Raw genomic sequence first — 23600 nt, 5'->3', positions numbered from 1 at the left:
TCGGAAGGGGGAGGGCAACCCCCCGACCGACCCCCCCGCCGGGGCCGACCGGCCCCGGCGGAACCTCTCACCAGACAGGGATTCGACATGCTCACCACCGACCAGAAGCCCACCGTCCGCGACTTCCCCACCGCCACGCTCGTGATCGCCGGACCGTGGCACCGGGGCCACCAGCAGGACACCCGCCCCGCCGTCGTCGTCGGTCCCTTCGGCGGTCCGGAGTTCGCGGACGAGGCCACCATGTCCGTGGTCTGGTTCTTCACCCTCGGTGCCCCGGAGCCCGGCGACAGCGTCCAGGCGATGCACCCGCACGAGCTGACCCCGCTGGACGACACGCTCACCACGATGAACCCGGACGTCTTCCGCGACATCGTGTGCGGTCTGCGCCGGGGCCGGTTCGCCTACGACGACGGGGACGCGCTCCGCACCGCCGTCCGCCAGGCATGGCGCGAGCGGACCGGCCTTGCCGACGCCGACCCGGCCGCCCGCCACACGCTCCACCGCAGCTGACAACCAGGCCCGCCGGTCCGGGGGAGGGCAACCCTCCGGACCGGCAGGCCCCCGAGCACCCCCAGCGGACACCCCTTCGGGGCGGCAGGACAGGTCCGGTGCGTTCACCGCCGCCGGCCGACTCCGCCGCAGGCGGCTCCGCCGACCGACGACGGGCACCGGACCGCAGCGGACGCGCCCCGCGGGGGCGCGACTGCCCCTGTCGCCGCGCAGGCGCGACGACCCGCGAGCCGATCGTCCCTCACGGCCCACGCCGGTGGTGCAGCACCGCTGCCAACGCACGGTCCGCCCTGCGGACCACAAACTCTCACCAGAAAAGACCAGTTCAATGACTATCGAGATCACCCACACCCGCCGAGAAGGAACCCTGATCGAGGGGACCAGCCGAGGCGACGGATCGGCCGAGATCCTGCGACTCCGTGAGTACGGCCGCACCCAGCGCCAGCCCTTCCGCTGGAGCAGGAACCTCGACTGCTGGTACCTCCCCCACAGCCGCGACCACGCCACCTACACCCCCTCGCTCGAACGCCTCGCCCAGCGACTCCGAGACGCAGGCTTCGAGGTCACGTTGACCATCGACAACTCCGACCGCCGGAGCTTCAGCGAGGCCGAACAGGAGCGAAAGGAGGAGGCCGAAGGCCGCGCCGAACGGTTCGGGGAGTACGCCGCCAACGCCGCCCAGTCCTCCGAGGCTGCGTGGAAGCAGAGCCACGACATATCCGAGCGGTTCGCCTTCGGTCAGCCGATCCTCGTCGGTCACCATTCCGAGGGCCGCGCCCGCCGCGATCACGCACGGATGGACGACGCGATGCACAAGAGCATCAGCGGCAGCGACCGCGCCTCCCACTGGACCGGCCGGGCGCAGGCCGCCGCGAACTACCAGCAGTTCAGGAAGGACCCAGGCCGCACGCTCCGCCGTCTCGACAAGCTGCGGGCCGACCTCCGCGCGGTCGAGAAGTGGCAGCGCGGCCAGTCCGCCAAGGGGTTCTCCCGGAACCCGGCAGACCCGGAGCTGGAGATCGAGCACCAGGAGCTGACTGAGGAGATCGCCCACTGGGAGAAGGTCATCAAGGACGCCGAAGCCGAGGGCTTCAAGATCTGGTCGCGGGCCGACTTCAAGCGCGGGGACTTCGTTCTCTACCGCGGAACCTGGTACGAGGTCCTGCGGGTCAACCCGAAGTCCGTGACCATCCCGCACATCCACAACAGCCCCGGCAGGAGCATCGTCCGCGCCACCGGCAACCAGTACGACGACTGGACATGGACCGCCGCCTACGACGACGTATCCGGGCGTAAGAGCGCCGACGAGATGCAGCAGCCGCCCCAGGCCCCGGGCGCCGAACCGCAGGAGATCGCCGAGCAGTCCCCGGCGGTCGAGGAACCTGTACCGGTCGGGGAGCCGACCGCAGCAGCGGCCCCCGCCGTGGGGGCGAGCTGGTTGGACGGCATGGCGCTGGTGCTGATTGCCTCGAAGAACTCCCCGCGCCGTCGCAAGCGCGCCTTGTGGGCGATGACCCGCCGCGAAGCGCAGGCCGTGTGTGGCGACCCCCGCACCTCCGGCCGCTCCTACATGCTCACCTGGACCGACCGGCCGGGCACCGAGGGCGCCGACTGGGAATGGGTGGCGGACAACGGCAGCCACGCCCCCCTCCTCGCCGAGTTGGGCATTACCCCGCGCCGTAAGTGGACCGCCGCCCCGCAGGCCCAGGACGCCGAGGCCGCGTAATCGCGCTCCCGCCCGCCCCGGCGGCCGAGCACGCCGGGGCGGGCCCCTCTCTCACCAGAACAGGGCCCCACCATGACTACGCAACTCCTCGAACGACCCGCGACCATCACCGTCCCCGACACCGAAATGGGCAGGCTCATCGTCCCCGCGACCGGCGGCGGCACCACCGTCCCGACGTACCGCGTCGGCACCCCCGACATCCAGTGCCGATACCCCGTGATCGTCGGCGAAGACCAGGTCATCGGCCGCGCCTTCCGGTGGCACCGGGATTGGCTCGTCCTCACCACCGCAGGCGAACACAACCTTCGCCGCCCGGCCAAGGGGACCCCGGGCACCGAGATGGCCGCCGCGCATCTCGCCGAGGAGTACGCCGCCGGTCGGATCGGCGCGGTCCCTATGGGACAGGTCCTCGCCGAGGCCCCCACGCCGCTGGTCGGGCCGGTGCCCCTCCTGCACCCGCGGATGCCGGTCAATTACCGCAATACCGAGGGCGCCGAGATCGCGTTCGCGGGACTGGGGGACCACTTCTGGCGGGCGGTCCTCACCGGGTTCCCTGGCAGCGATAACCACTGGTACCTGCACTGTGAATTGTGTGGCTGGGAGGGCCTGAAGTTCTGGTCGCACTTGCGCGGGCGCAACGGGGAGCCGCCGAGCGCGCGCCGCCACAAGGGCGGGTGCATCGGGGAGGACAAGGTCCGCCGACTGATCCCCGCCTACCACTAGCAGCCCGACCGGAGGCGGCGGCAGCGTGCCGCCGCCCCCGGCTCTCCCGAAGGACAGCACCGTGCCGACCCGCCACACCCCCGAGAGCATCGTCATCGCTGACGCCCCCACCGCGATCCTGGAATGGGCCGCCCGCCACATCGAACACGTCGGCATCCACCAGGGCCCGCGCCTGTTCGACGGTCCCGGCCGCACCGCCACGTTGCCGTGCTGGCCGCGCGGCGCCCTCCAAGTCGCCGCCGGACACGGGCGGGGAGCCGCCGGCCGGACGTACGACTGGGACCGCATCGACCGCGCACGCGATGAGGCGTTCGCCCTCCTCGCGGAAGCCCTCACCGGTCACCCCGTGGACGCCGACGACCCGGCAGCCGCCAAGGTCCTGCACCGCCGGGTCCTCGACCGGTGGAGCGCCGAGCCCGGACATACTGCCGCCGACGCCGCCCGCGCGTTCCGCACCGCCGCCACCCGCGCCGAACGCGCCCCGTTCTGACCCTCACCGCCCGCCAGCATCCCGAGTCATCGAAGGCCAGCACGATGGATGAGACGACAGAAGACCGCAGCACCACCAGGACGCCGAGCCGCCGAGGAGCTGCCACCCCCAGCAGGGACGGCGTCCACCGGCTCAGCGTTCCCCTCCACCCCCGGCTCAGCGCGACCGAGCTGATCCGCGTACTCCTCGCGGCCCCCGGGGAAACCGACCTCTCCACCCTCGACCCCGTACGGGTCCGCTCGGTGATCGCCGATGTGCTCACCCAGCACGGCTATGGAGTGCTCGACCGGTCGCCGTACTACCCGGAGCTTGATCGCCACCAGGACGCCCGCCGAGCCGTGCGCCGTGCGTACGGGCCGCGATTCCTCGATGCCCCCGACGAACAGGCCGTGCTCGCGGACCCCCTCCGCGAAGTGCTCGCCGCCGGAAGCAGGACACCGTGACGGCCACCGTCGCCGAGCCGAGCGGGGCACGGGCGCGGCAGACGTACTACTGGCGAGTGCGCAACGCGCGGACCCGCCACCGGCCCGAGACCGCGGCGCAGGCGTGGCACATCCAGCCCGGACACCCCGGCGGCGCCTACTGCGACCTCGGTCACGAGCTGGACCCGCCCGCACACCACACCCCGACCCTGATCTCCCGCAGCCGATGGACCGGCCGCCGGGAAGAGCAGCAGTTCCGGGGCGGGTGTCTCGCCTGCGACTGGGAAGGCCCCGTTCACCGCGGTAGCGGATACGGCGACGGCGACAACGAGGCAGTGGAGGACGCCCACGACCACGCATTCCCCGGCTGGCGGACGCTGCCACCGATCACCATCGTCGAGGACCGATGGGCCGTTAAGCAGAGCCGGAGCCGCTGGGCTCAGCTCACCTCCCAGTACCCGGAAGGCTGGATCGACCAGGGCGCCCCAGTCCTGGCTTGGAGCCGGTACCGCCGCGAAGCTCACGCTCCACCGAACGCGGGACACCCCCGCTATGAACTTCACGTCGCCCGGCCACCGAGCGGCAGGAGCCGCCGCCCCCCGGATCAGGGGGCCCTCTTCTGATGACCGCGGTCCTCCGGATCAGGGCCCCACCCCCACTCAACGCAAAGGTGGTTTAATTACTCCGCCGTTAGCGGAGCGGGCAACCTCCGGGCGGCAGCGCGTCCCACGGACGCCGCACCATCCCAGACAACAGATGACGGCCAGCGCACAAGGGCAACAAGGCGCTGGCCGTCGGTGTCTCTCTCACCAGAAAGACCACATCATGATATGCGACCGACACCCAGACTGTCCCCAGCCTGGCGACATCGCCCAGCTCAAGAGGGGTAACAGCATCGGTGCTGATCACACTGACAGCTTCGTGGTTGTTGAGGACTTCCCCCCGACCGGACGGCACGTCGTGCTCAACCTCCCCACCGGTCACCTCGGCCGCGCCGACTGGGCCGCGGCCGTTCCCCTGGCCGACATCGCCACCCTCACCCGGCTCGACAAGGCGGGCAGCCGTACATGGGCGCCGGCCCCGGATCCGGACGACACCCAGTGACCCCCACCGAGCGGTCACGACCCCGAGTACACAGGAGACGACCGTGCCCAGAAAAACCAGCCGCACGCTCTACTCACGAGCGGACCTGCGCCAAGCTCACGGCCTCAGCGAGTCCACGCTTCAGAACCTCTGGACCGACCGGGAGAACAACGGTCACCCGCCTGTCGCGGAGACCATCGACGGCGTCATGCACTGGGACGACGACGTCTGGGCATCGTGGCACCATGAGCTTCAGCGACAGCGCGCAGCCGCGAACACCACGAACTCGCCGAAGCTCGACGGCGACCCCGAAGAGATGGTCGGCCCGGCCGAAGCGGCGAAAGTCTGCGGGTTCGCCGACTCCGCCACCGTCTCCCACTACGTCAAGAACCCGCCCGACGGGTGGCCGGCACCGGACGACTGGGACGAGCTCCCGACCCGGCGGCGTCCGAAGTGGAAGCGCTGGAGGCTGTGGCAGTACCTCGCGAACCGGAAAGGTCGTGGCCACGCCGGCGGGCGGCCCAAGGGCCGCCGGGGCCTGGCCTACCCGTACCAGGGGGACGAGCGGCTCGCTCTCGCACGAGAGGCCATCGCGGCGAACCCCGGCGCCACGAACGCGACCCTGATCCCTCGACTTCAGCAGCAGACAGAGAAGACCTACTCTCGGCCTGTCTGGAACCTGATCCTCAAGTCCGCCCGCGAGCATCCCGAGGAGTGACCCGTGCTCGAAAACTGCTGCCCGCGCTGTGGAGGGCCGATCGGTGAAAGCCCGGCCCGGACTCGTCTCACGGCCGACCGTGACGTACGGATCTGCACTACGTGCGGGACGGACGAAGCCGTGCGAGAAGCTACTCACCAGCCACCGGTCCCATTCGGCGACTGGCCGATGAAATAGTCAATGAAGCGGGCAGGACCACCATCGGGCCGGATCGTGTCACTCCCCTCCTTCACATCACGCAGTACTTCCTGCGTCGCGGACCGACATCGTCAGAGTCACACTCTGCTCAGCAATAAAAGGGACCCGCAGTGGAAGCCGGGTAACAGCGCTGATTGAGAGACCGCTCCTCTTTCGAACCGGAAGCGGCGAATTCGGTACGGTGAATCATCAGGGCCGGGCAGGACGCTCTGAGCGCCCTGCCCGGCCCAGCCGTATGTGAGAGGAATTTCCCGTGGCCGCACAAGCCGGTAGGACCCAGCTCCGGTGGGCATCGTTCAGCACCGCGGCGGACTGGAGCGCCGATGTGGCCTCCCTGACTGAGCTGGCCGCAGATGCCGCAGTGGTCGCCGAACACGACGGCAAGCTGTACTGCGTGCAAGTAGGCCGCCAGAGCATGGCCGATGCCGGATCAGAGGAGGAGCGTCCCACCCTCTGGTGGACGGTCTTCGACCCCGTCGGCGGTGACGGAACCGGTGCTGGCGCCGACTGGGCGCCCAAGCGGCAGGTCGATGGTGTGGAGGTGGCACAGCTGCCCTCCCTTGCCTCGTTTCGCGGGCAGCTGTTCCTCGCATACCAGGCCGACGCCAACGCGGTAGAAGACGAGTACGGCCGCCGTGAACTCGGGCTCGTGATCCTCGACGAGGAAGCAGAGACCTGGACACCTGCCGGCCACGGGCTGGGCAGGGGAGTGTCCACCCCTGCCCTCGCGGTGCATAAGGACCGGCTGCACGCCGTCTACCAGGACAAGCCCACCGATGCAGAAGCCGCAAGCGGAGAGATCGGCGTGCACCGTCTATTCGACGGGTCGGGCTGGACAGACGCACCCCATCTTCCTCAGGAACTCGGACGAACCCTTTCCCTCGTCTCCTACGGAGACGTGCTCCACCTGTTCGTCAACGACGGCGCTGTGATGCACTACCGGGCAGTTGATGGTCTGGAGTTCGACGCCTCCGGGCGGCAGGTCAGTTCGCCTCTTCTCGATGTTGTGCGGGGGGAGCGCGTGGCTACGGCGGTCTACGACGGCGAGTTGCACATCGCCTTCTCCATCGTCTTCACCGACGAAGACACTCCCCTCGTGCGGATCGCCACTCATGACGGAACGCTCGCCCCAATGGGGCCGGGAACCGCCCCGCAGGCGTCCTGGACGGAGCGCTCGGACCTCATCTTCCGAGGTGACCCTTGGTCACCGATGCTCCCCAGCTTGGCTACCTACATCAGCTTCGCTCCCAATCGGTCGCCGCAGAAGCGGCTCCTGCTGACCTGGACCGGTCTCTCCCACGCCGTGGAAGTGGAACGCGCCACCACCATCCCGGTGGATGAATGGGAAAGTGCTGTGGCCGAAGCCGAAGGAAGAGCGGGAGCAGCGGCGGACGCGTACCGCGCCGCCTTCGAGGTCGGCCGCCCCGATGGAGAGCGCGTATTCGTCGGTGGTACCGACTTCAGCAACGACGGGTGGAGCCGAGTCGAGCATCTGCTCGGCGCGCAGATCTGCACGAACGACAAGGGCCAGCACAGCATCCGCGCCGTGTGGTCAGGAACTGCCTCTTACGCCTTGCATTCCGTCTGGTTGCCGGACACTGACTTCCGTGTCCGCGGTGCACTCCATTTGGTGCAGGAGGACGGAGCCTCACGAGTCTCCGACTTCGACAGCACACGTACTGATGACTGGACCAGCTCGCACGGCTCCAGCTGGATCGACTTGCTACCCGGTGAGTACACCATCGTCCTGGGCGGCGGTGCCGCGAAATTGGGCGGATACCGTCAGGCGTACCTGGGGCAGGAGACCGGGGCCGACGTGAACCTCCGTCCCCTCCGGGTAACAGTCACCATCAGCTGATCACCATCGGGGCTTCATCATGCTGCTGTATCGATTCGGCCCTGGACAGCTGCCTTGAGCTGAGTGAGACGGACCCCAACCGCCTCTGCTGAGTCACTGGCAGCCGGGCCAGCCGACAGCGCCCTTTCCATCAAATCCTCAAGCGCGGCTATTGCTGCTGTTGGCAGCACGGACACCCCAGGGACGCTGAAGCCGGTGTCCACCCGCGTCACGAGGTTTTCTGCCAGTGCATCCCATGCCCTGCGGGCTGCCTGCTGGAGCTTCTTTGCCTCGGCATCTGTCGCTTCACGGAGTTCTTCCAGGGAGCGAACCATGCCCTGAGTGTGCCGGTTGACCCCTGTGCAGACCTTCCGGAAGCGGGCGTAGGTCTTCAACGAAGCAGCCACCCCGCCTACAAGCAGGGTGAAGGTGGTCCCGTTGACGAACACTCGGTACGTATCCGCGTCGAACGTCGTGCGGACCAGAAGAGTCAGCCCCACGATGCCGAACCACAACATCAACACGCGCAGGTGGATAGCTCTCCCCAAACGCCATCGCAAGCGCTCCCAGGGGAACTCCTCCGGCTCGAAGCTCGCGGCGTACACGGAGTGCGTGCCCCACAGGATGAGGAGCACCAAGCTGGCCGAAGTTCGGTCCGTGTTGGTGGACGCCACGGCGTAGACGCTCATGGCAACCACCCACAGCGTGTACAGGAGGAGAGGGACCGCGGTGCCCCTCTTCTGCCAGAGCGGCGGGAGCGACCGGAACCAGCCGTTCATCAGCCATCCGCCCCACAGGACCGGCGCCACGACCAGAGCCAGAGCGAGCGGAGGCCAGATGCCGCCGTGGACCATCGCCGAGGACAGGGCCACCGTGCCAGCCAGGAAAACGGCTCCTCCCACAACGGCTCGCTGCGGAGTCGGCAAGCGCTCGACGGCACGTATGTAGCGGATCATCGTCACGGTCGCCTCCGTTGCATTGGTTGCACCCACCGTAGGCACCCCCTCTGACAACGGGATTTCGGGGCAGCGAGACGGTGCCCCACCCTCACCAGCTGGCCGCCCACAGCTCAGAGTCGAACGACTCGGCAGATGTCCGCACCCAAGTACACGCGGAGGTAACAGCCTCCGGAACCAGGACGACCATCCCGCTGTTCCCGAGCAACAAGCCGATGATCAAGCAGCCATCCTGAATTTAGAGGACCAAGGTATCGTCACTCCGTGACGATACAATCGGCCAAGATGGCTGGAACTGGATGTAGCAGCAAGGGGGGTGAGCGGGCCGGTGGGATGGGTGACCATGATCGGCCCGTCCGACGAACAAGTTGAGTACCGCCTAACCGGCGGGCACGGCTGCGGGAAGTCCGCCGCCGTCGACGCCGCCCCCCTCGTCGCCGCCATCGAGGCCAAAGCCGAAGCGGCCGGTGCCCCCGTCGCGTCCCTACTCGGCTCCCGCGAGGCCAAGCGCGCCTTCTTTCGCGCCCGCGGGGTTATCCGCAGCACGGGCACGGCGCGCATCAGCGGGTTCGACGCCGTCGAAGTCGCCGCCGCAGCCGGGCTCGACGCCCGCGACCTCTACGGTGAACACGCCCTTCCCCCACGTACCGCCGACGGACAGGTGGACTACCACCTGGATGCCAGCGAACGGCCCCTGGTCTGGATCGGCGGCGGGCTCGCCGAGTTCGACATCACGCCCGGCAGCGTCCTCTCCCCCGAGCAGTTCCCGGCCGCCCGGCGCCTCATGCTCGGGGAAGACCCGCGGACCGGGCAGACCCTCGTGGAACCCAAGCTGGCCATCGCGCCGGCCGCTAAGCTGCCCGCCGCCCCACTGGCCCGCGCCATCCGCCGCGCCGCCGCCGAACGCAGCGTGAACCCGACCTCCCTGCTCGACTCCAAGCGCAAGCAGGACGCCTTCCGCCGGATGGAGAGCCAGCTCAAGCGGTTCGGGGAGTCGCACCGCGTCCCTGTCTCGACGGTGCTGAAGCTCGCCGACGCCGTCAGCATCGACGCCGTCGACCTCTACGGTGAGGACACGGTGGAGAAGGCTGTCACCGTCGAGGCGGGCGGCCACCTGGACGCCCGTGCACTTCTGCGCGCGGTCGAAGTCCGCGCCACCGAGACCGGCCAGGAGCCCGCCGACCTGTTCGACGCCACGTCGATGAAGCGCCGATACGCCCAGACCCAAGGCGAAGGCGGGCGCCGTCTCCGGGATTTGCCGATGGACGTGCGGGAAGCCGTCGCGTTGGCCAAGGCGGCAGGACTCGCGCCGGAGGACGTGTGGGACGCCGAGGACATCAAGGCCGCCCTCCTCGAAGGCCGCGTGCAAGTCGGCAACTTCGGCGCGGACGTCACCTTGGACTTGGCGAAGTCGAAGTCCGCGTTCCTCGCGTACGCGCCCGAGGAGATCGCCGCTCAGGTCGAGGGCATCTACACCGCTGCCGGCCGCGAGTCCATCGGCGCCTTGGAACGGTGGACCGCGTACGCTATGCGCGGCCACCACGGCGACGGCGACGAAGCCGAGACCGTGAAGACGAGCGGGTTCTCCGGCTGGATGATGGTCCACCGCGCCGCCCGCCCCGTGGACGGCGCCCCGTACGGTGACCCCCACTTCCACCTGCACTTCACCCTCGCCAACATGGTCAAGGGCACCGACGGCAAGTGGTCCACGATGGCCAGCGGGGGCCGCGACCTCCACCGTCACACCCGCGCGACCCAGTCCCTCATGAACGCCCGCATCCGCCGTGAGCTGACCGACACCTTCGGCATCAGCTTCCGCCGAGAGGAACGGACCGGCGCCTGGGAGATCGCAGCGATCCCCGAGGCTACGATCCGGCTGTTCAGCAAGCGCGACAGCCAGGTCCGGGACCTGCTGACGAAACTCGGCATCGACTACGACAGCGCCACGACCCGCGAGCGCACCGCCGCCTCCACCGCGTCCAAGGCCGCGAAGAACGGTGAGGCTGCCGGGGTCGGGGACGATGTCCTCCGCGCCTACTGGCAGGCCGAAGGCCGCGCGGCCGGTGACGACCCCGACGCCATCGCTGCCAGCGCGATGGAACAGGCCCGAGCAGACCAGAACCCCACTCTGGGCGAGCTGTGCGCCCAGGTTTTCGACCCCAAGACCGGCCTAACTGCGCACGCCAAGGAGTTCACCCACGCCGCCGCCATCGCCGCCGTGCTGGACGCCCTCCCGTACGGCGTCGCGGACGCCGCCGAGGCCGAACAGCTCACCAACTCCGTACTGCGGCACGCCGGATACGCGGTCCGGCTCAACCCGAAGGGCGCCCAGCACTTCGCACACGCCGACCGGTACACCACGGCTGATGTCGTGGCAGCCGAAGCGCTGATCGTCTCCGAGGCCACGAACCGGCTCGGGACTCAGGCCGCCGTCGTCAGCAGCGACACGGTCGACATGACGCTGTCCACCGTCGAGGCCCAGCACGGCGGCAGCTTCACGTTCTCCGACGAACAGCGTGCCGTCCTCGAACGGCTGCTCACGGCCGGGCACGGAATCGACGCCGTCGTGGGCATCGCCGGATCGGGCAAGACCACGATCATGGACACCGCACGCCAGGCATGGGAGGCGCACGGTCTCGTCATTGCCGGCACGAGTACGGCCGCCGTCGCCGCCGCGAACCTGAAGGCCGAGGCGGGCATCGAGTCCCGCACCCTCGCGTCCTGGTTGACCGGCATCCGCAACGGAGGCTCCGGCCTCACCGGCGTGGACGTGTTGGTCGTAGACGAAGCCGCGATGTGCGATGACCGCGACGTCGCCGAACTCCTCACCCACGCCGCGGAAACCGGCACGAAGGTTGTCGGTATCGGTGACCCCAAGCAGCTCCACTCGCCCGGCATCGGTGGCAGCTTCGCTGCCGTGCACCACCTCGTGGGCGGGCTTACCCTCAGCCAGAATTTCCGCCAGAAGGACTTGGTCGAGCGCCGGGCACTGGAGCTGTGGCGCGACGACAACCGCGTGGAATCGCTCCGTGCCTTCGCCGGGACCGGCCGCGTGCACGCTCTCGCGGACAAGGACACCACCCTCGCCGCGATGCTCACCGTCTGGGCCGACAAGCGGGCCGCGCACACCGACGACCACACCGCCGTGCAGCAGCTCCTCATGCTCGCGGCCACCAACGAGATCGTGGAGGAGCTGAACACCGGCGCCCGCGCACTGCGCAAGGAGAATGGCGACCTCACCGGCCCTGAGCACGCATACGCGCTGCCCGGCGGCGGCGAGCTGACCCTGTCCGTCGGTGACCAGGTGCTCCTTCGGGTCAACGACTACCGGGGCAAAAAGAGCCGAGGGCAGAACGAAGACGTCCTGAACGGCTACCGCGGAATCGTGCGCGCTGTGGACGAGGAACGCCGAGTGCTGGTCGAGTGGCGAGAGAAGACCGCCGACGGCCCCCGTGACGTTGCCGAATGGGTCGACGCCGACTACATCGCACAGGGCGGACTCAGCCTCGGATACGCGATCACCGGCCACAAGTCCCAGGGCCTGACCGTCCAAGAGGCTCTGGTCTACGGACCCGGCGCCCAGGCGAACGCCCTCTACACCATGATGTCGAGGGACAAGGCTGAGTCCCACCTTTTCCTGCCGCTCTCCGTCTACGAGACCGACGCCGACCGCGCCCGCCACGGCGACGCACTCACCGACCAGGAACAGCTTGACCGCGCCGTCGCGGGCCTCATCCGCGAGATCGAGAACGGCACCGAGGAACGCATGATCCTCACCGAGCTTCCGAAGAACGCGGTGCCTGCCCACGTTCGTCAGGCCGTAGCAGATCTGCCGATCCCGCGCGCTCCCGCCGCCGGGGAACCGTACGAGACGGACGGCCCCGAGGACACGCCGGAGTCTGAGCACCGGCGCACCGCGGCCACGCCCTCGGGATCCGCGTCGACGGCTGATCGTCCCTACACTCACCTCAGTAATGCGGCTCTACGCAACGCCGCGAGCAGAGCAGCCACGGCGGCCCGTGCCACCAGGACGGCGGCAGTGAAGGCGGAGGCCGCCGCCGACCGCGCCGAACAGCAGGTCGCCGCCGGAACAGGGCCGAATGCCCTCGCGCTCAACCGCCGGCACCAGGACGCTGCCGACCGTGTCGGGGCAATCCGTGAACTCCGAGGGCTGGAAACCACGATCGCCGGACGCACTGCCCAACTGCATGACGCTGAGGCACGTATCCAAGGACTCGAACAGCAGCTGGCCGCGACGGGCCTCTTCGGGCGTCCGGTACTCCGTGGGGACGAGCGGGCTGCGGCCGAGACCGATCGTGAGGAACTGCTGCGTACGTGCCAGGAGGCCGGGAGGGGATTGGAGGTAATGAACACGAGGCTCCACCAGGTTGTCCAGCAGGCCGGACCAGTCGCTGAATACGAGGATGTGCTCACCTTCGCGGAACTACCTGAGCAGGAATTGCGCTCCCTCCTGCGTCTTGCCCAGGAACGGGACAACCAACGTGCTCAGCAGCTACGCGCTGAGGCGGTCGGTGCTCGCAGTACTGCCCGAGGCTCTGCATACCGAGAGGCTGGTCTTCGAGACGAGATGTCCGCGCGGACCCGGCCGAACGCACAACGTCCCGATGACGAAGAACCCACCTCTGTTTCGCTTTGGCCTGTGTCCCCGTACGCGGTCAATACCCACCCGGACTCCCAGCAGCCGTATGACGACCCGGGCTCACCGCCGGCCGAGCCGCTGCTGTAGCTGCCTTGGACGTCGCCCCCTGTCTGTCCCACGCTGGGATGCAGGAGGGCGCACGACCTCAGAGCATGAGCCGTGCGCCTCCTTCTACAGGCGTACTCGTCACTGAGCGGCGGTGCCCTCAACCGTACTCAGGTCCCGGGCGACGATGCCCTCCATATGAGTTGCGAAGACCGACTCGGCTTGGGGGTTCATCCGGAGAAGGGCGACCATGCCCGTGACGATTACGTCGCAGACCTCGGCTTCAACGTCCGCCCAGCTGTGGGAGTGGCCTTTGCGGGGGTTCTGCCCCGTGGCACCGATGACGGCCTCCGCTACCTCACCGGCCTCCTCTTGGATCTTCAGCAGTTGCAGGAGAATGCGCTGGTCGCGAGGGAGTGTGGAGTGGTCTTCCAGGCGGCCGGCAAGGTGGGCAATGGTCTGCCAGGTCTCGGTCATGTGTGTCTCGATTCATCTTGTACGGGTGGATTTCAAGCGGGCAGGGAGCGGGGTTTCCCCGCGGCGGGGGCAGTAGCGACGGCTGTCTACCGGTCCTTCGCCAGGGCCACGAGTTCGGCGAACAGTCCGCCGGCGTGGGCCAGGTCTTCGTATCCGCCCTGTTCGATCACTCGGCCGTCACGCATGACGAGGATTCGGTCCGCGAGGCGGGCGTTCTCCAGCTGGTGTGTGACGACGATCGTCATACGCTCTGCTGCGATGCGCTTGATCTCCAGGAAGATCTGATGCTCACCCCGCGGATCCATCTGCGACGTCGGCTCATCCAAGATCAATAGCGGGGTCTTGCGGTACAGGGCTCTGGCGCACACGAGGCGCTGCCACTGCCCTCCGGACAGTTCGGCGCCGCCGAACAGCTCGCGGGCGAGCAGAGTGTTGAGCTGCTTGGGCAGCTTCTCGACTTCTTCTCGCATCCCGACCGCGTCGACCGCTGCCCACACCAGATCGTCATCGAAGGTCTTGGGCTGCCCGAGGGTGACGTTCTCGCGGACGCGCAGCGGCCAGCAGGCGAAGTTCTGCGGGACGAGTGAGGTCCGTGACCATACGGAGTCGGGATCGGCGTCGGCCAGGTCCGCGCCGTCCCACCGGACTCGGCCCTTGTCAGCGAGCAGGATTCCGGTGATCAGTTTGGCCAGGGTCGATTTGCCGGAGCCGTTCTCGCCCACGATGGCCACGATCTCGCCCCGGCGCAGGGTGAGCGAGACGCCGTTGACGGCGGGTTGGTCTTTGCCGGGGTACTGATACACGACCTCGTCGAGGCGGATCTCCTCCACCTGCCCGGGGATGGTCAGCTTCCCGCGTTTGGGGGCGCGTTCGGTGGCTGTGTCGAGGAAGGACTGCATGTCGGCGAGGTACAGCGAGGTGTGGAACAGGGCGGCGCCGTAGATGACGAACTGCGACAGCGCGGCCAGCGTGGTCTGGACGGCGACCACGGCGGTGGCCGCGATCGGGAGTGCGACGCGGCCGGTGGCGGCCAGCCAGGCGAGGGTGGCCCAGGTGCCGAGGAGGAACACACCGCCCAGCGCGCTGGTCGCAAGCACGATACGGAGCATGCGCGGGGCCGCGGTCAGGGTGCGCTCGTCGATGCGCTCGGACAGGGCGCGGTACCAGTAGATGAGGTAACCGGTCATCCCGTTGGCGCGGACCTCGTCGCCGTATCGGGAGTAGGTGGCCCACCAGCGCATGGTGCCGCGGACGTTACGGTCGCCGACGTTGGCGTAATGCGTCTCGTAGTCGACGCGCGCGGACAGGACGGCACCCATGCCGGCCGGCAGTACCGCGAGCAGCAGGAGGGGCAGCATCATCCAGTGCAGCGCCGTGATGACACCGCCCGCGGCGATCATGCGCACCAGGGAGGCCATGAACCGCTGAGCGTCCTGGACCAGCATCCGCGTCCGGGTGACGCCGACCTCCGCGGCCTCCTGCCGGTCGGAGAACCCGTCCTCTCCGTACGTGGAGGCTTCGACCCGGCACACCGCGGAGACGAGGGCGACGTCGGCCTCCGTCATCAGGAGCGGTGTGATCCGCCCGTCGGCGTAGGAGGACAGGGCGCTGCTGATGCGGCCTACGCCCGCGGCAGCCGTGACGACGATGAGCGCGGGCAGAGCGGCGTGCAGGCGTTCGGATACCGGTCCGGTTCCGAGGAGGTGCGTCATGGCTTTCGCGGTGTACGCGAGGAGCAGAGTGGCCGAGGCTCCGGTGAGTGCTTGGCAGGCGAGCAGCAGTACGACGGCGGTCCGGTCCACGGCCCATGCCAGGCGTGCGGTGTGCCTCAGTACGGTGGGGAGCCTGCCGCACATTTTCGTGAAACTGGCTTCTGCCAGGGGGTTCTTGGCGTACTGCCCCTCGAAGGAGAGGTCGGCCGGGGGCGGAGGGGGCGGCATCTCCGTGTGTGCAGTCGAGGCGTCATTCACAGTCACCCTGCATCCCTCCTGGGGGTCGGTGCCGAACCTGGAGGGCTCGGCAGTGCACGGCATAACGACGCTGCGACGGATTCGAACGTGCTCGATTCCGGACGTGCTTGGCCCCTTGAGCCGCAAGGGGTCGAACATGTAATCGCCGCGCTGGAGCCGTCGTGAGGTGCTGGTGGTTGGCCGAAACGCCGGTGCCTGCGCCGCATGTGGCGTGTGAGTTTTCGGTGGGCCGGATCGGCCAGTCTTGGACGCGTGCGTGTCGTGACAGGCCGGTTGCTGAGCGGAGCGGTGGTAGAGGTCCGGGGCCGGCGGGTGCGGGCCAAGGACCTCTGCCCGTCATCCTTGAACCAGTCCTGGAGGAGCGGAGGAGCGTATGACACCTCCTTCGATGACTGTGGTCTCGCCGGTGGCGAGGGCTTGGAGTCCGACTACGACTCGCAGCCGCCCGTTGACCGGAAGGTCGTTGATGACGCGCATCGTCGGCAGTACGCGAAGGTGTGCTCGGGGGTCGCGGTAGTTCAGGTGGCCGACGGCGTCTCGGGGAATCGGGGCCGTCGCCAGCACGTGTGTGAAGACCTTCCTACGGCGCGTCTGGGTCCAGGCCAGGGCTACACGGCGCAGGCTGGGCAGGCCGTCCGGAGCGGCGCGAAGGACATTGCGGGCGGCTTGCTCTGGCGTCTGTCCCTCGTCCACGGGCCCGCTGGGCATCATGACGACGCCGAGAAGGCTGGCGACCACCAGCGCATCCGCTCCCACAGGGACGAGTAGAGAGACCCCGGTGATCGGGGGGCGCCAGTTCTCGTACGGAGCTGATCCGCGCCCGGTGGGAATCACGGGCGCCATCGTCATGGGCATCAGGAGTCGTCCGCCACGGCGGCCACGATCTGATGGAGGTGCTGCGGCCGGCTGGTGCTGGGAATGGGGGCGACGTAATCGCCGAGGCCGAGCAGCCAGTGCAGCGGGGAGGCGACTCCGCTCTCACGGGCAAGCGTGCCGGCATCGAGCGGGCGGTATGGGATGTACGGGATTCCCTGGGACCGGCAGAGTTCCAGGGCGGGATCATGTCGGTCGCTCATGTTGAGGACGTTCTGCACGGCCGCGACGGTGATCTCTTTGCCCACCAGGCGGATGTCTTCGGGAGTGGCCTTGGACAGGCCGATGTGCCCGATCTTGCCCTCGTCCTGCAGCGCCTTCAGCACGGCGATCTGGTCGGTCAGGGGAACCTCGGGGTCGATGCGGTGGAGGTAGCAGAGGTCCAGCCGTTCGACACCGAGACGGCGCAGGCTCGCTTCGACGCAGGCCCGGAGGTATGCCGGGTGGCCGTGCGGGGCCCAGACGTCGGGGGCCGGGCGGAGCATGCCGACCTTTGTCGCGATCAGTACGTCTTCGGGGTACGGGTACAGGGCTTCGCGGATCAGGTGCTCGACGGTGTGGGGGCCGTAGGCGTCCGCGGTGTCGATGTGGGTGATGCCGTGGGTGTGGACGGCTTGCCGGAGCACGCTGAGCGCGGTGTCGCGGTCGACGGGGTCGCCCCAGGTGCCGGGGCCGGTCAGGCGCATCGTGCCGAACCCGAGGCGGGAGACGGTCTTTCCGGCGATTTCGATCGGGCCCGCAGGCCGTGCGGTACTCATACGGCGGCCTCCCGCAGGCACAGTTCCAGTGCCTGGGCGACGGCGTGCGCCTGGCTGTCGGGGTCGTTGGTGACGCGCAGGTGGGGAATCGCTTCACCGGTGAGGAGCGCGTGGGTGTGCTGGTCGACCAGCGCCCGGTAGCGGGGGTCGTAGTCGTGCTTCTTCTCGACCGGCACCGTCGCATCGAGAACCGTCGCCAGGAGCAGGTCGTACTTCGGCAGCTGCGTCGAGGCGAGCAACAGCAGCCGGTTCCGCTCCAGGCGGTGGATCTGCTCGCCGCGGAATTCCAGGGCGGCGTTGAGGTAGGCGATGGCGTCATGGGGGGCGCGGTCCGCGAGGACGACATCCGCGCCCTGGGCAGCGGCAGCGATCTCGTCCGCGATGCCCTGGGCGATGATCCACTCGGTGGACGCGGCGGTGTGGTGCTGCATCTTGGGCAGCCCGTTGAGGGCGGCGCGCTTCCCGATGCGTCCGGTGCGTACCGGGGTGGCGCCGTTGGCGCGCAGCTCCATCTCTATGCGCTTGAGCAGCATGGTCTTGCCGGTGGAGTGAGCACCGAGTACGCCGATACGAACGGGCGGAGTCTTCGTCACCACAGGGTTGGGTCCTCTTCTGGAATGGGGGCGCCGGGCAGGCCGGGCGGTACGGCCGCCGCGACGAGCTGGTCCCATGTGTCGTAGTGGGCGGCCATGGCGATGAGGATCTGCGCCGTGGCGTAGGCGTCGTACGTGGCGCGGTGCCGCTGTGCTGGGGCCGCGCTCAGGTCCGGCTGTACGTGCTTGATCAGGGCGTCGAGGGAATATTTCGCCAGGCCGGAGTAGGTGGCCTTGGCGAGGCGGAGCGTGTCGAGGACGCCGGCCGGCTCCCACTTCGGCAGGTGCGCCTTCAGGACCCGGTAGTCGACGTGTGCGTTGTGGGCGCAGATCCACGAGGCGCCCAGGAGCGTGTGGACCTGGTCGGCGATCTCCTCCCAGCTCGGCTCGGCAGCCAGCCGCTCGTTGGTCAGGCCGTGGACGCGGGCAGCGAACGGGGTGACGGGGTGCAGGGGTTTGGTCAGCCATGCTCCCGCTGTGCTCGTGTCGGGCTGTCCGCCGCCGACGGGGAGGGCGGCGACCTCGACCAGGTCGGGCGGGTTGGCGCCGTTGCCCTCGACGTCGACAACGAGGAGCGGGGGCCAGGAGGCGAAGTTCATGCGGATCGGGTTCCGTTCCCCGCCTTCCAGCCGATGGGGGCTCGGCCGTGCTGGCGGTGGTGGTGCGGCTTGGCTCGGTCGTGGCACTGGTAGCCGAAGCCGTGCTGGAGGTAGTAGCGCGGCGGCTCGTCCAGTCCCTCCACGACGATGGCACGGTCGTTGACCTCGACCTCGCCGGTCGCGCCGAGAACACGGGCTTCTTGGGTGACGGCCGTGAGTTCCGGCTTGACCCAGGCTGCGTGACAGCGCGCTATCTGCTCCTCGGGGCAGATGTCGCACAGTTCGCGGACCCCGTAGTGGCCGTTGTAGTCGGCCTCACCGTGCGCGTAGGCGACGCCGCAGCTCGTCTTGCGGAACAGGGCTCCCCAGGAGCCTTGTTGGAAGGCGGCGAGTATCCGCTCCTCGGCGGCCTCGGGCATGATCTTCCGCCGGGCCGTCTCCCCGTACGGCATGGGCAGGCCGTGTGCCTCGTAGTAGGAGGCGATCTCCTCACGGAAGAACAGTCCGGTGAAGACGGTGGCGTGCGCGTGCTGGGACAGCTCGCGGGCCTGCTCGATATCGGTGTCGGAGTCGTTGAGGCCCGGCACGATCGGCCGCCAGTACAGAACCGTCCGGTACCGCTCGGCGTGCTCGTACAGGGTGCGCAGGCTCTGCGCGGCGATGGTGGAGTCCACGGGCTCGATGGCAGGGTTCGCAATGTTGGAGTGCGTGACCAGCACGGTCAGGCGCAGGTGCTTGAAGGAGTTGAGGACCGCGCAGTCCTCGGGATTCACCCTCCAGCGGGTAATGATCAGGACGTGGTTCGTCAGGCCCTGCTCGTCCAGGCGCCGCAGTACGTTGAACACATGCGGCTTGACGATGGGCAGCATGGGATCCGTGGCCCGGTTCAGGAGCTGAATGGGCGTCCTGTGCGCCCGGAAGTACGGGTGGCCGACCAGCCGGGTGACGGCCTCCTCGTCGCTCATCAGACGCCGTGGGACCTTCATCTCGAAGTTGTCGAAGAGGTGGCGGACGCAGTACCCGCACTCCAGCGGGCAGCCCACGATCCAGTTCAGCGACAGGCCCGATTTGCGGTACTCGATCACGTCGGCCAGCTCCGGCTTCAGACCGCCGATCTTCTCGGCCGACAGAATCGGCAGAGCGCGGCGCGGAGCGGCTGTGGGCACGTTCATGGGGACCTCCGGACGCAGGGAAAGGGATCAGGCATCAGCGGATGCGGGTTCGAACGGCCCTTGAGGCACGAGGAGTTCGCGGTGGCCGGCGCCGAACCAGGTGCCGAAGTCGCGTCGGGCTGCACCGGGGTCGTCCGAGGTGTGCACGAGGTTGCGGACGAGGCGCTTCTGAGCGAGCGCGGCGTCGAGGCTGTCGTCACCGAGGTCGCCGCGGATCGTGCCGGCGGCGGCGTGCGTCGGGTCGAAATGCCCGAGGAGCTGCCTCAGCCGTTCATGGAACCCCGGCTCACCGTGGGCCAGGGCGACGACGACGGTCTGGTCCGCGTACATGGCGTCCAGGCAGGCGGGGATGTCCCGGTCGGGGAACCAGTCCGCGTCTACGAGCAGGTCCCAGTAGTGGACGTGGGCCTGCCACGCCTCCACCGTGATGTCGCGGCGGCCCGTGACGGCGATCCCGGCGGCCGCGATCCGTCCCAGGACCGCATCCACCATGTTCCGTTCCACGGCGTCCGGCTTGCACAGGATCACTGAGCAGCGCTCGAAGTCAGGGGTGCCGGGTGCGTGGCAGGAGCCGAACCACGTACCGAACTCCCTTCGTGCGGCGCCCGGATCGTCGCTGGTGTGCACGAGGTTGCGGACGAGGCGCTTCTCCGCGTTCGCAGCGGTGATGCTGTCGTCGCCAAGATCCCGGCGGATCGTCCCGGGTACTGCGTGCGCGGGATCGGTACGGCCGATCAGCTGCCGCAGGCGAGCGTGCACGCCAGGTTCACCGTGCGCGAGGGCAACGACGACGGGCCGGCCCACGTACGTGGCGTCGATCCGCTCGGGCAGCAGCGGGTGGGAAACCCTGCGGGGGTCGGTGAGGAGATCGTGATAGGCGACGTGGGCCTGCCATGCCTGTGCGGTGACGTCGCGGCGGCCGGTGATGACAACTCCCGTGGCAGCGATCCGCTGCAGCACCGTGTCCACCAGGCCCCTCGCCACGGCGTCCGGCTTGCACAAGACCACCGCCCACCGGTCGAAGTCGATCCCCTCCACGACGGTGCCGCTCGGCGGCTTCCGGCTCACAGCTGGCCGCCGGCGGTCGCGCAGGCGACCCATTTGTGTCCGACGAGCCAGCGCAGACCCGGGTGGAGGGCGTCCAGTACATCGCGGCTCACGGTGTCGCTCGGGTCGTGCACGAGCTGCCGGTAGATCTCGAACAGCAGGATGGCCTGCTGCCAGTACGCATCCACGTCGAGGCCCACGACATCGTCCGCGCTGTACTGCACCTTGTTCGTCCGCAGCAGCTCCTCATGGCCGAGGACCCGCATGATGGTGGCCGGGGCGGTCTCCGGTGACATGGCCGGGAACGGGAAGTGCTGCGGGCTGCGCCGTACATCCGCTTCGGCCAGCACCTTCCTTACCCGGTCCGTGTTGCAGTCGTTCACGTGTGCCGAGCCGATGACGTGCGTGTACGTCCCCAGCTCCAGACCGAGCTGCACAGCCGCGTACTCCTGGATCATCGTGAAGCTGAAGACGTCGCTGAGCAGGCCACAGTCCAGGTCGTTGGCCCGCATCTGGCACACCATGTGTAACCGTCCTCCACGCACGAGCAGGTGCAGCCCGGCCAGACAAGCCATGTCGACGTTGTCGTCGACGGCCAGCTCGGCTGCGGAGAAGACCGGAAGGTACCCGCGCTTGCTGTCGGACTCCGTGCGCAGCAGCTCCAGAACCCGGTCGAACGGTGAGACCGTGTCGCCATCGGCCGGGTTGAAGAGGGTGTAGCCGTAGGCGGATCCGCCGAGGTTGATTCCGTCGGCGGAGCTGGAGCGCATGGACGGCGCGTAGTAGCCGATCATCTCCAGATCTCGGCGGCCGCCCAGGTACCAGAGCGCTTCGGCGAACTGGAAGATCGGGTTGGCCTTCCGCGTCGCCAGGTAAGGGAGCCTCTGGCGGGGGTCGGGCAGTCGGAAGCCAACGCCGATCACTTCGCGGGCTTCGTTTCCACGGGCGTCGATGTGCTGCTCTGCGTTGTTCGAGACCAGTTGAAGCAACGCAAGGTATGCGCCTTCAACACTGCGATAGGTCGGGGCAGTGAGCATGGCTCCTCCAAGTCGGTGCACGCCGCGAGCGCGGCTGGTGGGCAATGCGCTGTGCTGCGGGGCTGAGCGGTAGCGCGGGCGAGAAGGGCGGCCGGGCCGACTCCACCGTCGTTCGTCTGGCATCGAGCTTTGTTCCGGGTCCTGCTCAGGGCGATGGAGTCCTGTGGTTCTAGGCCGCGGTGTAGATGGGGAGGCCGCGTTTCAGCTCGGCCAGGGTCCCGGTCTCTCGGGCATGGAGTGCGGCGCGGACACGCAGGGCCTGGTAGCCGGCGCAGTGCAGGTCGAGATCGGCGGGTGCGATCCACCGGTATTTGTCCAGCTCGGGCGGTTCCCCGGGCGGCAGGGTGATCGGGGTGCCGGCTGGCGCCGTGCCGCAGTCGTAGACGAAGTTCAGCCCGGCAGCACGATGGAGCCGTGGCGGCATCCAGTCCTTGACCAGGAGGCGCCGCGGGGTGACCAGCAAGCCGGTCTCCTCACGGACCTCCCGAACCGCGGCCTCCCAGTCCGGCTCGCCTTCGCCTGCCCCACCACCAGGAAGCTGGAAGAGGCCCTTCGGATTCGTGTAGGTGGGCCGGACCATCAGGATCCGCCCCACGGGGTCCTGGATGAGTCCGAGGCCGCCGATGCGGATGGGCGGCGGGGCGAGGGGGCTGGTGTCAGCGTGAGACATGTTCTTCTCCTCTCACAGGGCGCCGGCATCCATGGCCAGGAGCACCTGCCGGACGGGGGTTCTGGTTCGCGACGCTGTAGGTTGCGAGGTCGGCCAGGTCAATAGGGGTGCAGCCGTGCAGGGTTGAGACATCGCGGGCCGCGAGCGTCCACCGGATCAGGGGGCTCTCGTATGGCACCATGGCAAGACCGTCCTCGGCCTCAGCGCCAGTCCCACCGGGGTCGATCGGCTGGAGGGTCGTCGGGTCGTAGACGATGCCCGCGACTCCCCAGAACTGTGTCCACTCCACCAGGGCAGCCGCATACCCCTTCCGCAGGTGCGGGCAGGCGCCAATGGACTCGACGGCGCACGGCTCGCATACCGGGGGTGAGGTGGTCTTCTCTCCGTCGCTGATCGGCCGACCGCCCACCGCACGGGTGATCACCAGGTGGCGTTCGCCCCAGCGCGCGAATGAGTCGTCATACGTGGTCCTGCCGCAGACCTGGCACAACATGTGCGACATGGCCTGCCGCTGACGCAAAGGGTGCACGGCGGCCAGGTTGGAGGTTCCCCTGCCGCGCTGGACCGCCTGCCGGACCCAGAGGGTGCCACGCCGGCGGTCAGCCTGGCTGAGCTCGTCGGCGTACCCGATGCCCGAGCCACCTCGCCCCGTGATCTTGACGATCTCGCCCGGGAGCGGCGTCTCGTTGCTCCAAGGGGCAATGAACGGGACGTGGAGACCTGCCTGGTAGAACTGCTCAGGTGCCACCGCGGCCGTGGTCATGACGGTGCTCCCGCAAGCGCGGGCCGGTGCGGCGCGATGATCTGGCCGGTGGCCAGGAGGCAGCCTGTGTCATCGAAAACGATCACACCGTTGCAGAGCAGCGCCCAGCCCAAGAGGCTGTCCCGGCCAAGAACCTCGGCGCGTTCCCGGTCGGGGGACATTGCCGCGGGGCAGGGGGATTCGTGCCCACACATTTCGATCGTCCTCTCTCATGTCATTGTGGAAGGGGCGGCCTCGGCGGATTACAGAGCCGCTTTGCTCTGAGCGGTAGCG

22 protein-coding genes are annotated in these 23600 nt (G+C 68.6%); 10 read left to right on the top strand and 12 right to left on the bottom strand.

Features of this window, described 5'->3' with window-relative positions; all coding sequences use genetic code 11:
• The first annotated feature begins 87 nt into the window (after positions 1–87).
• From G3I19_RS00490 to G3I19_RS00450, 9 genes are all read left to right on the top strand, one after another.
• Entirely contained in the window at positions 88–510 is a 423-nt protein-coding gene (locus tag G3I19_RS00490) for a DUF6409 family protein (protein ID WP_164258184.1), read from the top strand.
• A 328-nt stretch (positions 511–838) separates the two neighbouring features.
• Complete coding sequence (locus tag G3I19_RS00485; protein ID WP_164258182.1) at positions 839–2236, top strand: DUF3560 domain-containing protein; 1398 nt, start codon at positions 839–841, stop codon at positions 2234–2236.
• A gap of 72 nt (positions 2237–2308) precedes the next feature.
• Positions 2309–2959, top strand: coding sequence for a hypothetical protein (locus G3I19_RS00480; RefSeq protein WP_164258180.1), 651 nt, complete (start codon positions 2309–2311; stop codon positions 2957–2959).
• Between the two features lie 61 nt (positions 2960–3020).
• Positions 3021–3449 (top strand): DUF6197 family protein, encoded by a 429-nt coding sequence (locus tag G3I19_RS00475; protein ID WP_164258178.1) that lies wholly within the window; start codon positions 3021–3023, stop codon positions 3447–3449.
• A gap of 44 nt (positions 3450–3493) precedes the next feature.
• On the top strand, positions 3494–3892 hold the full coding sequence (locus tag G3I19_RS00470) for a DUF6181 family protein (RefSeq protein ID WP_164258176.1): 399 nt from the start codon (positions 3494–3496) through the stop codon (positions 3890–3892).
• On the top strand, positions 3889–4494 hold the full coding sequence (locus G3I19_RS00465) for a DUF6349 family protein (RefSeq protein ID WP_164258175.1): 606 nt from the start codon (positions 3889–3891) through the stop codon (positions 4492–4494). Before G3I19_RS00470 ends, G3I19_RS00465 begins: the two co-directional genes overlap by 4 nt.
• Entirely contained in the window at positions 4424–4975 is a 552-nt protein-coding gene (locus G3I19_RS38185; RefSeq protein WP_343234938.1) for a DUF6211 family protein, read from the top strand. The genes G3I19_RS00465 and G3I19_RS38185 overlap by 71 nt, the downstream gene beginning before the upstream one ends.
• A 43-nt stretch (positions 4976–5018) precedes the next feature.
• On the top strand, positions 5019–5672 hold the full coding sequence (locus tag G3I19_RS00455; protein WP_203598947.1) for a hypothetical protein: 654 nt from the start codon (positions 5019–5021) through the stop codon (positions 5670–5672).
• A 523-nt stretch (positions 5673–6195) separates the two neighbouring features.
• The gene (locus G3I19_RS00450; RefSeq protein WP_164258173.1) at positions 6196–7728 is read left to right on the top strand and encodes a hypothetical protein; all 1533 of its coding nucleotides are present in this window, start codon (positions 6196–6198) and stop codon (positions 7726–7728) included.
• A 17-nt stretch (positions 7729–7745) separates the two neighbouring features.
• On the opposite strand, the gene G3I19_RS00445 is transcribed toward G3I19_RS00450, so the two are convergent.
• Positions 7746–8669 carry a hypothetical protein gene (locus G3I19_RS00445; protein WP_164258172.1) on the bottom strand — a complete coding sequence of 308 codons (924 nt, stop codon included), beginning with the start codon at positions 8667–8669 and terminating at the stop codon, positions 7746–7748.
• Between the two features lie 337 nt (positions 8670–9006).
• Between G3I19_RS00445 and mobF the strand changes: the two genes are divergently transcribed.
• Positions 9007–13410, top strand: coding sequence for a MobF family relaxase (mobF, locus tag G3I19_RS00440; RefSeq protein ID WP_203598966.1), 4404 nt, complete (start codon positions 9007–9009; stop codon positions 13408–13410).
• Positions 13411–13509: 99 nt separating this feature from the next.
• On the opposite strand, the gene G3I19_RS00435 is transcribed toward mobF, so the two are convergent.
• The 11 genes from G3I19_RS00435 to G3I19_RS37160 all read right to left on the bottom strand — a co-directional run bounded on the left by G3I19_RS00435 (position 13510) and on the right by G3I19_RS37160 (position 23521).
• Positions 13510–13845: a MazG-like family protein gene (locus G3I19_RS00435; RefSeq protein ID WP_164258168.1), complete on the bottom strand. Its 336-nt coding sequence runs from the start codon at positions 13843–13845 to the stop codon at positions 13510–13512.
• An 86-nt stretch (positions 13846–13931) separates the two neighbouring features.
• Complete coding sequence (locus G3I19_RS00430) at positions 13932–15785, bottom strand: ATP-binding cassette domain-containing protein (RefSeq protein ID WP_164258356.1); 1854 nt, start codon at positions 15783–15785, stop codon at positions 13932–13934.
• An 884-nt stretch (positions 15786–16669) separates the two neighbouring features.
• Complete coding sequence (locus tag G3I19_RS00425; protein WP_164258166.1) at positions 16670–17446, bottom strand: aldo/keto reductase; 777 nt, start codon at positions 17444–17446, stop codon at positions 16670–16672.
• The gene (locus G3I19_RS00420; RefSeq protein ID WP_343234937.1) at positions 17443–18039 is read right to left on the bottom strand and encodes an AAA family ATPase; all 597 of its coding nucleotides are present in this window, start codon (positions 18037–18039) and stop codon (positions 17443–17445) included. Before G3I19_RS00420 ends, G3I19_RS00425 begins: the two co-directional genes overlap by 4 nt.
• Positions 18036–18638, bottom strand: a complete 603-nt coding sequence (locus G3I19_RS00415) for a 3'-5' exonuclease (RefSeq protein ID WP_164258161.1) — start codon at positions 18636–18638, stop codon at positions 18036–18038. The genes G3I19_RS00420 and G3I19_RS00415 overlap by 4 nt, the downstream gene beginning before the upstream one ends.
• Positions 18635–19810 carry a radical SAM protein gene (locus G3I19_RS00410; protein WP_164258159.1) on the bottom strand — a complete coding sequence of 392 codons (1176 nt, stop codon included), beginning with the start codon at positions 19808–19810 and terminating at the stop codon, positions 18635–18637. Before G3I19_RS00410 ends, G3I19_RS00415 begins: the two co-directional genes overlap by 4 nt.
• A 27-nt stretch (positions 19811–19837) precedes the next feature.
• The gene (locus G3I19_RS00405) at positions 19838–20878 is read right to left on the bottom strand and encodes a nucleoside-diphosphate kinase (RefSeq protein ID WP_164258157.1); all 1041 of its coding nucleotides are present in this window, start codon (positions 20876–20878) and stop codon (positions 19838–19840) included.
• Complete coding sequence (locus G3I19_RS00400; RefSeq protein ID WP_239073855.1) at positions 20875–21846, bottom strand: thymidylate synthase; 972 nt, start codon at positions 21844–21846, stop codon at positions 20875–20877. The genes G3I19_RS00405 and G3I19_RS00400 overlap by 4 nt, the downstream gene beginning before the upstream one ends.
• A 217-nt stretch (positions 21847–22063) precedes the next feature.
• Positions 22064–22564: an NUDIX hydrolase gene (locus G3I19_RS00395; RefSeq protein WP_164258154.1), complete on the bottom strand. Its 501-nt coding sequence runs from the start codon at positions 22562–22564 to the stop codon at positions 22064–22066.
• Positions 22551–23327 carry a hypothetical protein gene (locus G3I19_RS00390; protein WP_164258151.1) on the bottom strand — a complete coding sequence of 259 codons (777 nt, stop codon included), beginning with the start codon at positions 23325–23327 and terminating at the stop codon, positions 22551–22553. Before G3I19_RS00390 ends, G3I19_RS00395 begins: the two co-directional genes overlap by 14 nt.
• Positions 23324–23521, bottom strand: coding sequence for a DUF5999 family protein (locus G3I19_RS37160; protein WP_239073854.1), 198 nt, complete (start codon positions 23519–23521; stop codon positions 23324–23326). The genes G3I19_RS00390 and G3I19_RS37160 overlap by 4 nt, the downstream gene beginning before the upstream one ends.
• Positions 23522–23600 lie beyond the last annotated feature (79 nt).

Origin of the sequence: Streptomyces sp. SID10853 (assembly GCF_010548145.1) — a bacterium.
Classification (GTDB): domain Bacteria; phylum Actinomycetota; class Actinomycetes; order Streptomycetales; family Streptomycetaceae; genus Streptomyces.
The sequence above is the reverse complement of the archived record's forward strand: the minus strand, read 5'-3'. Positions and strand labels throughout refer to the sequence as shown.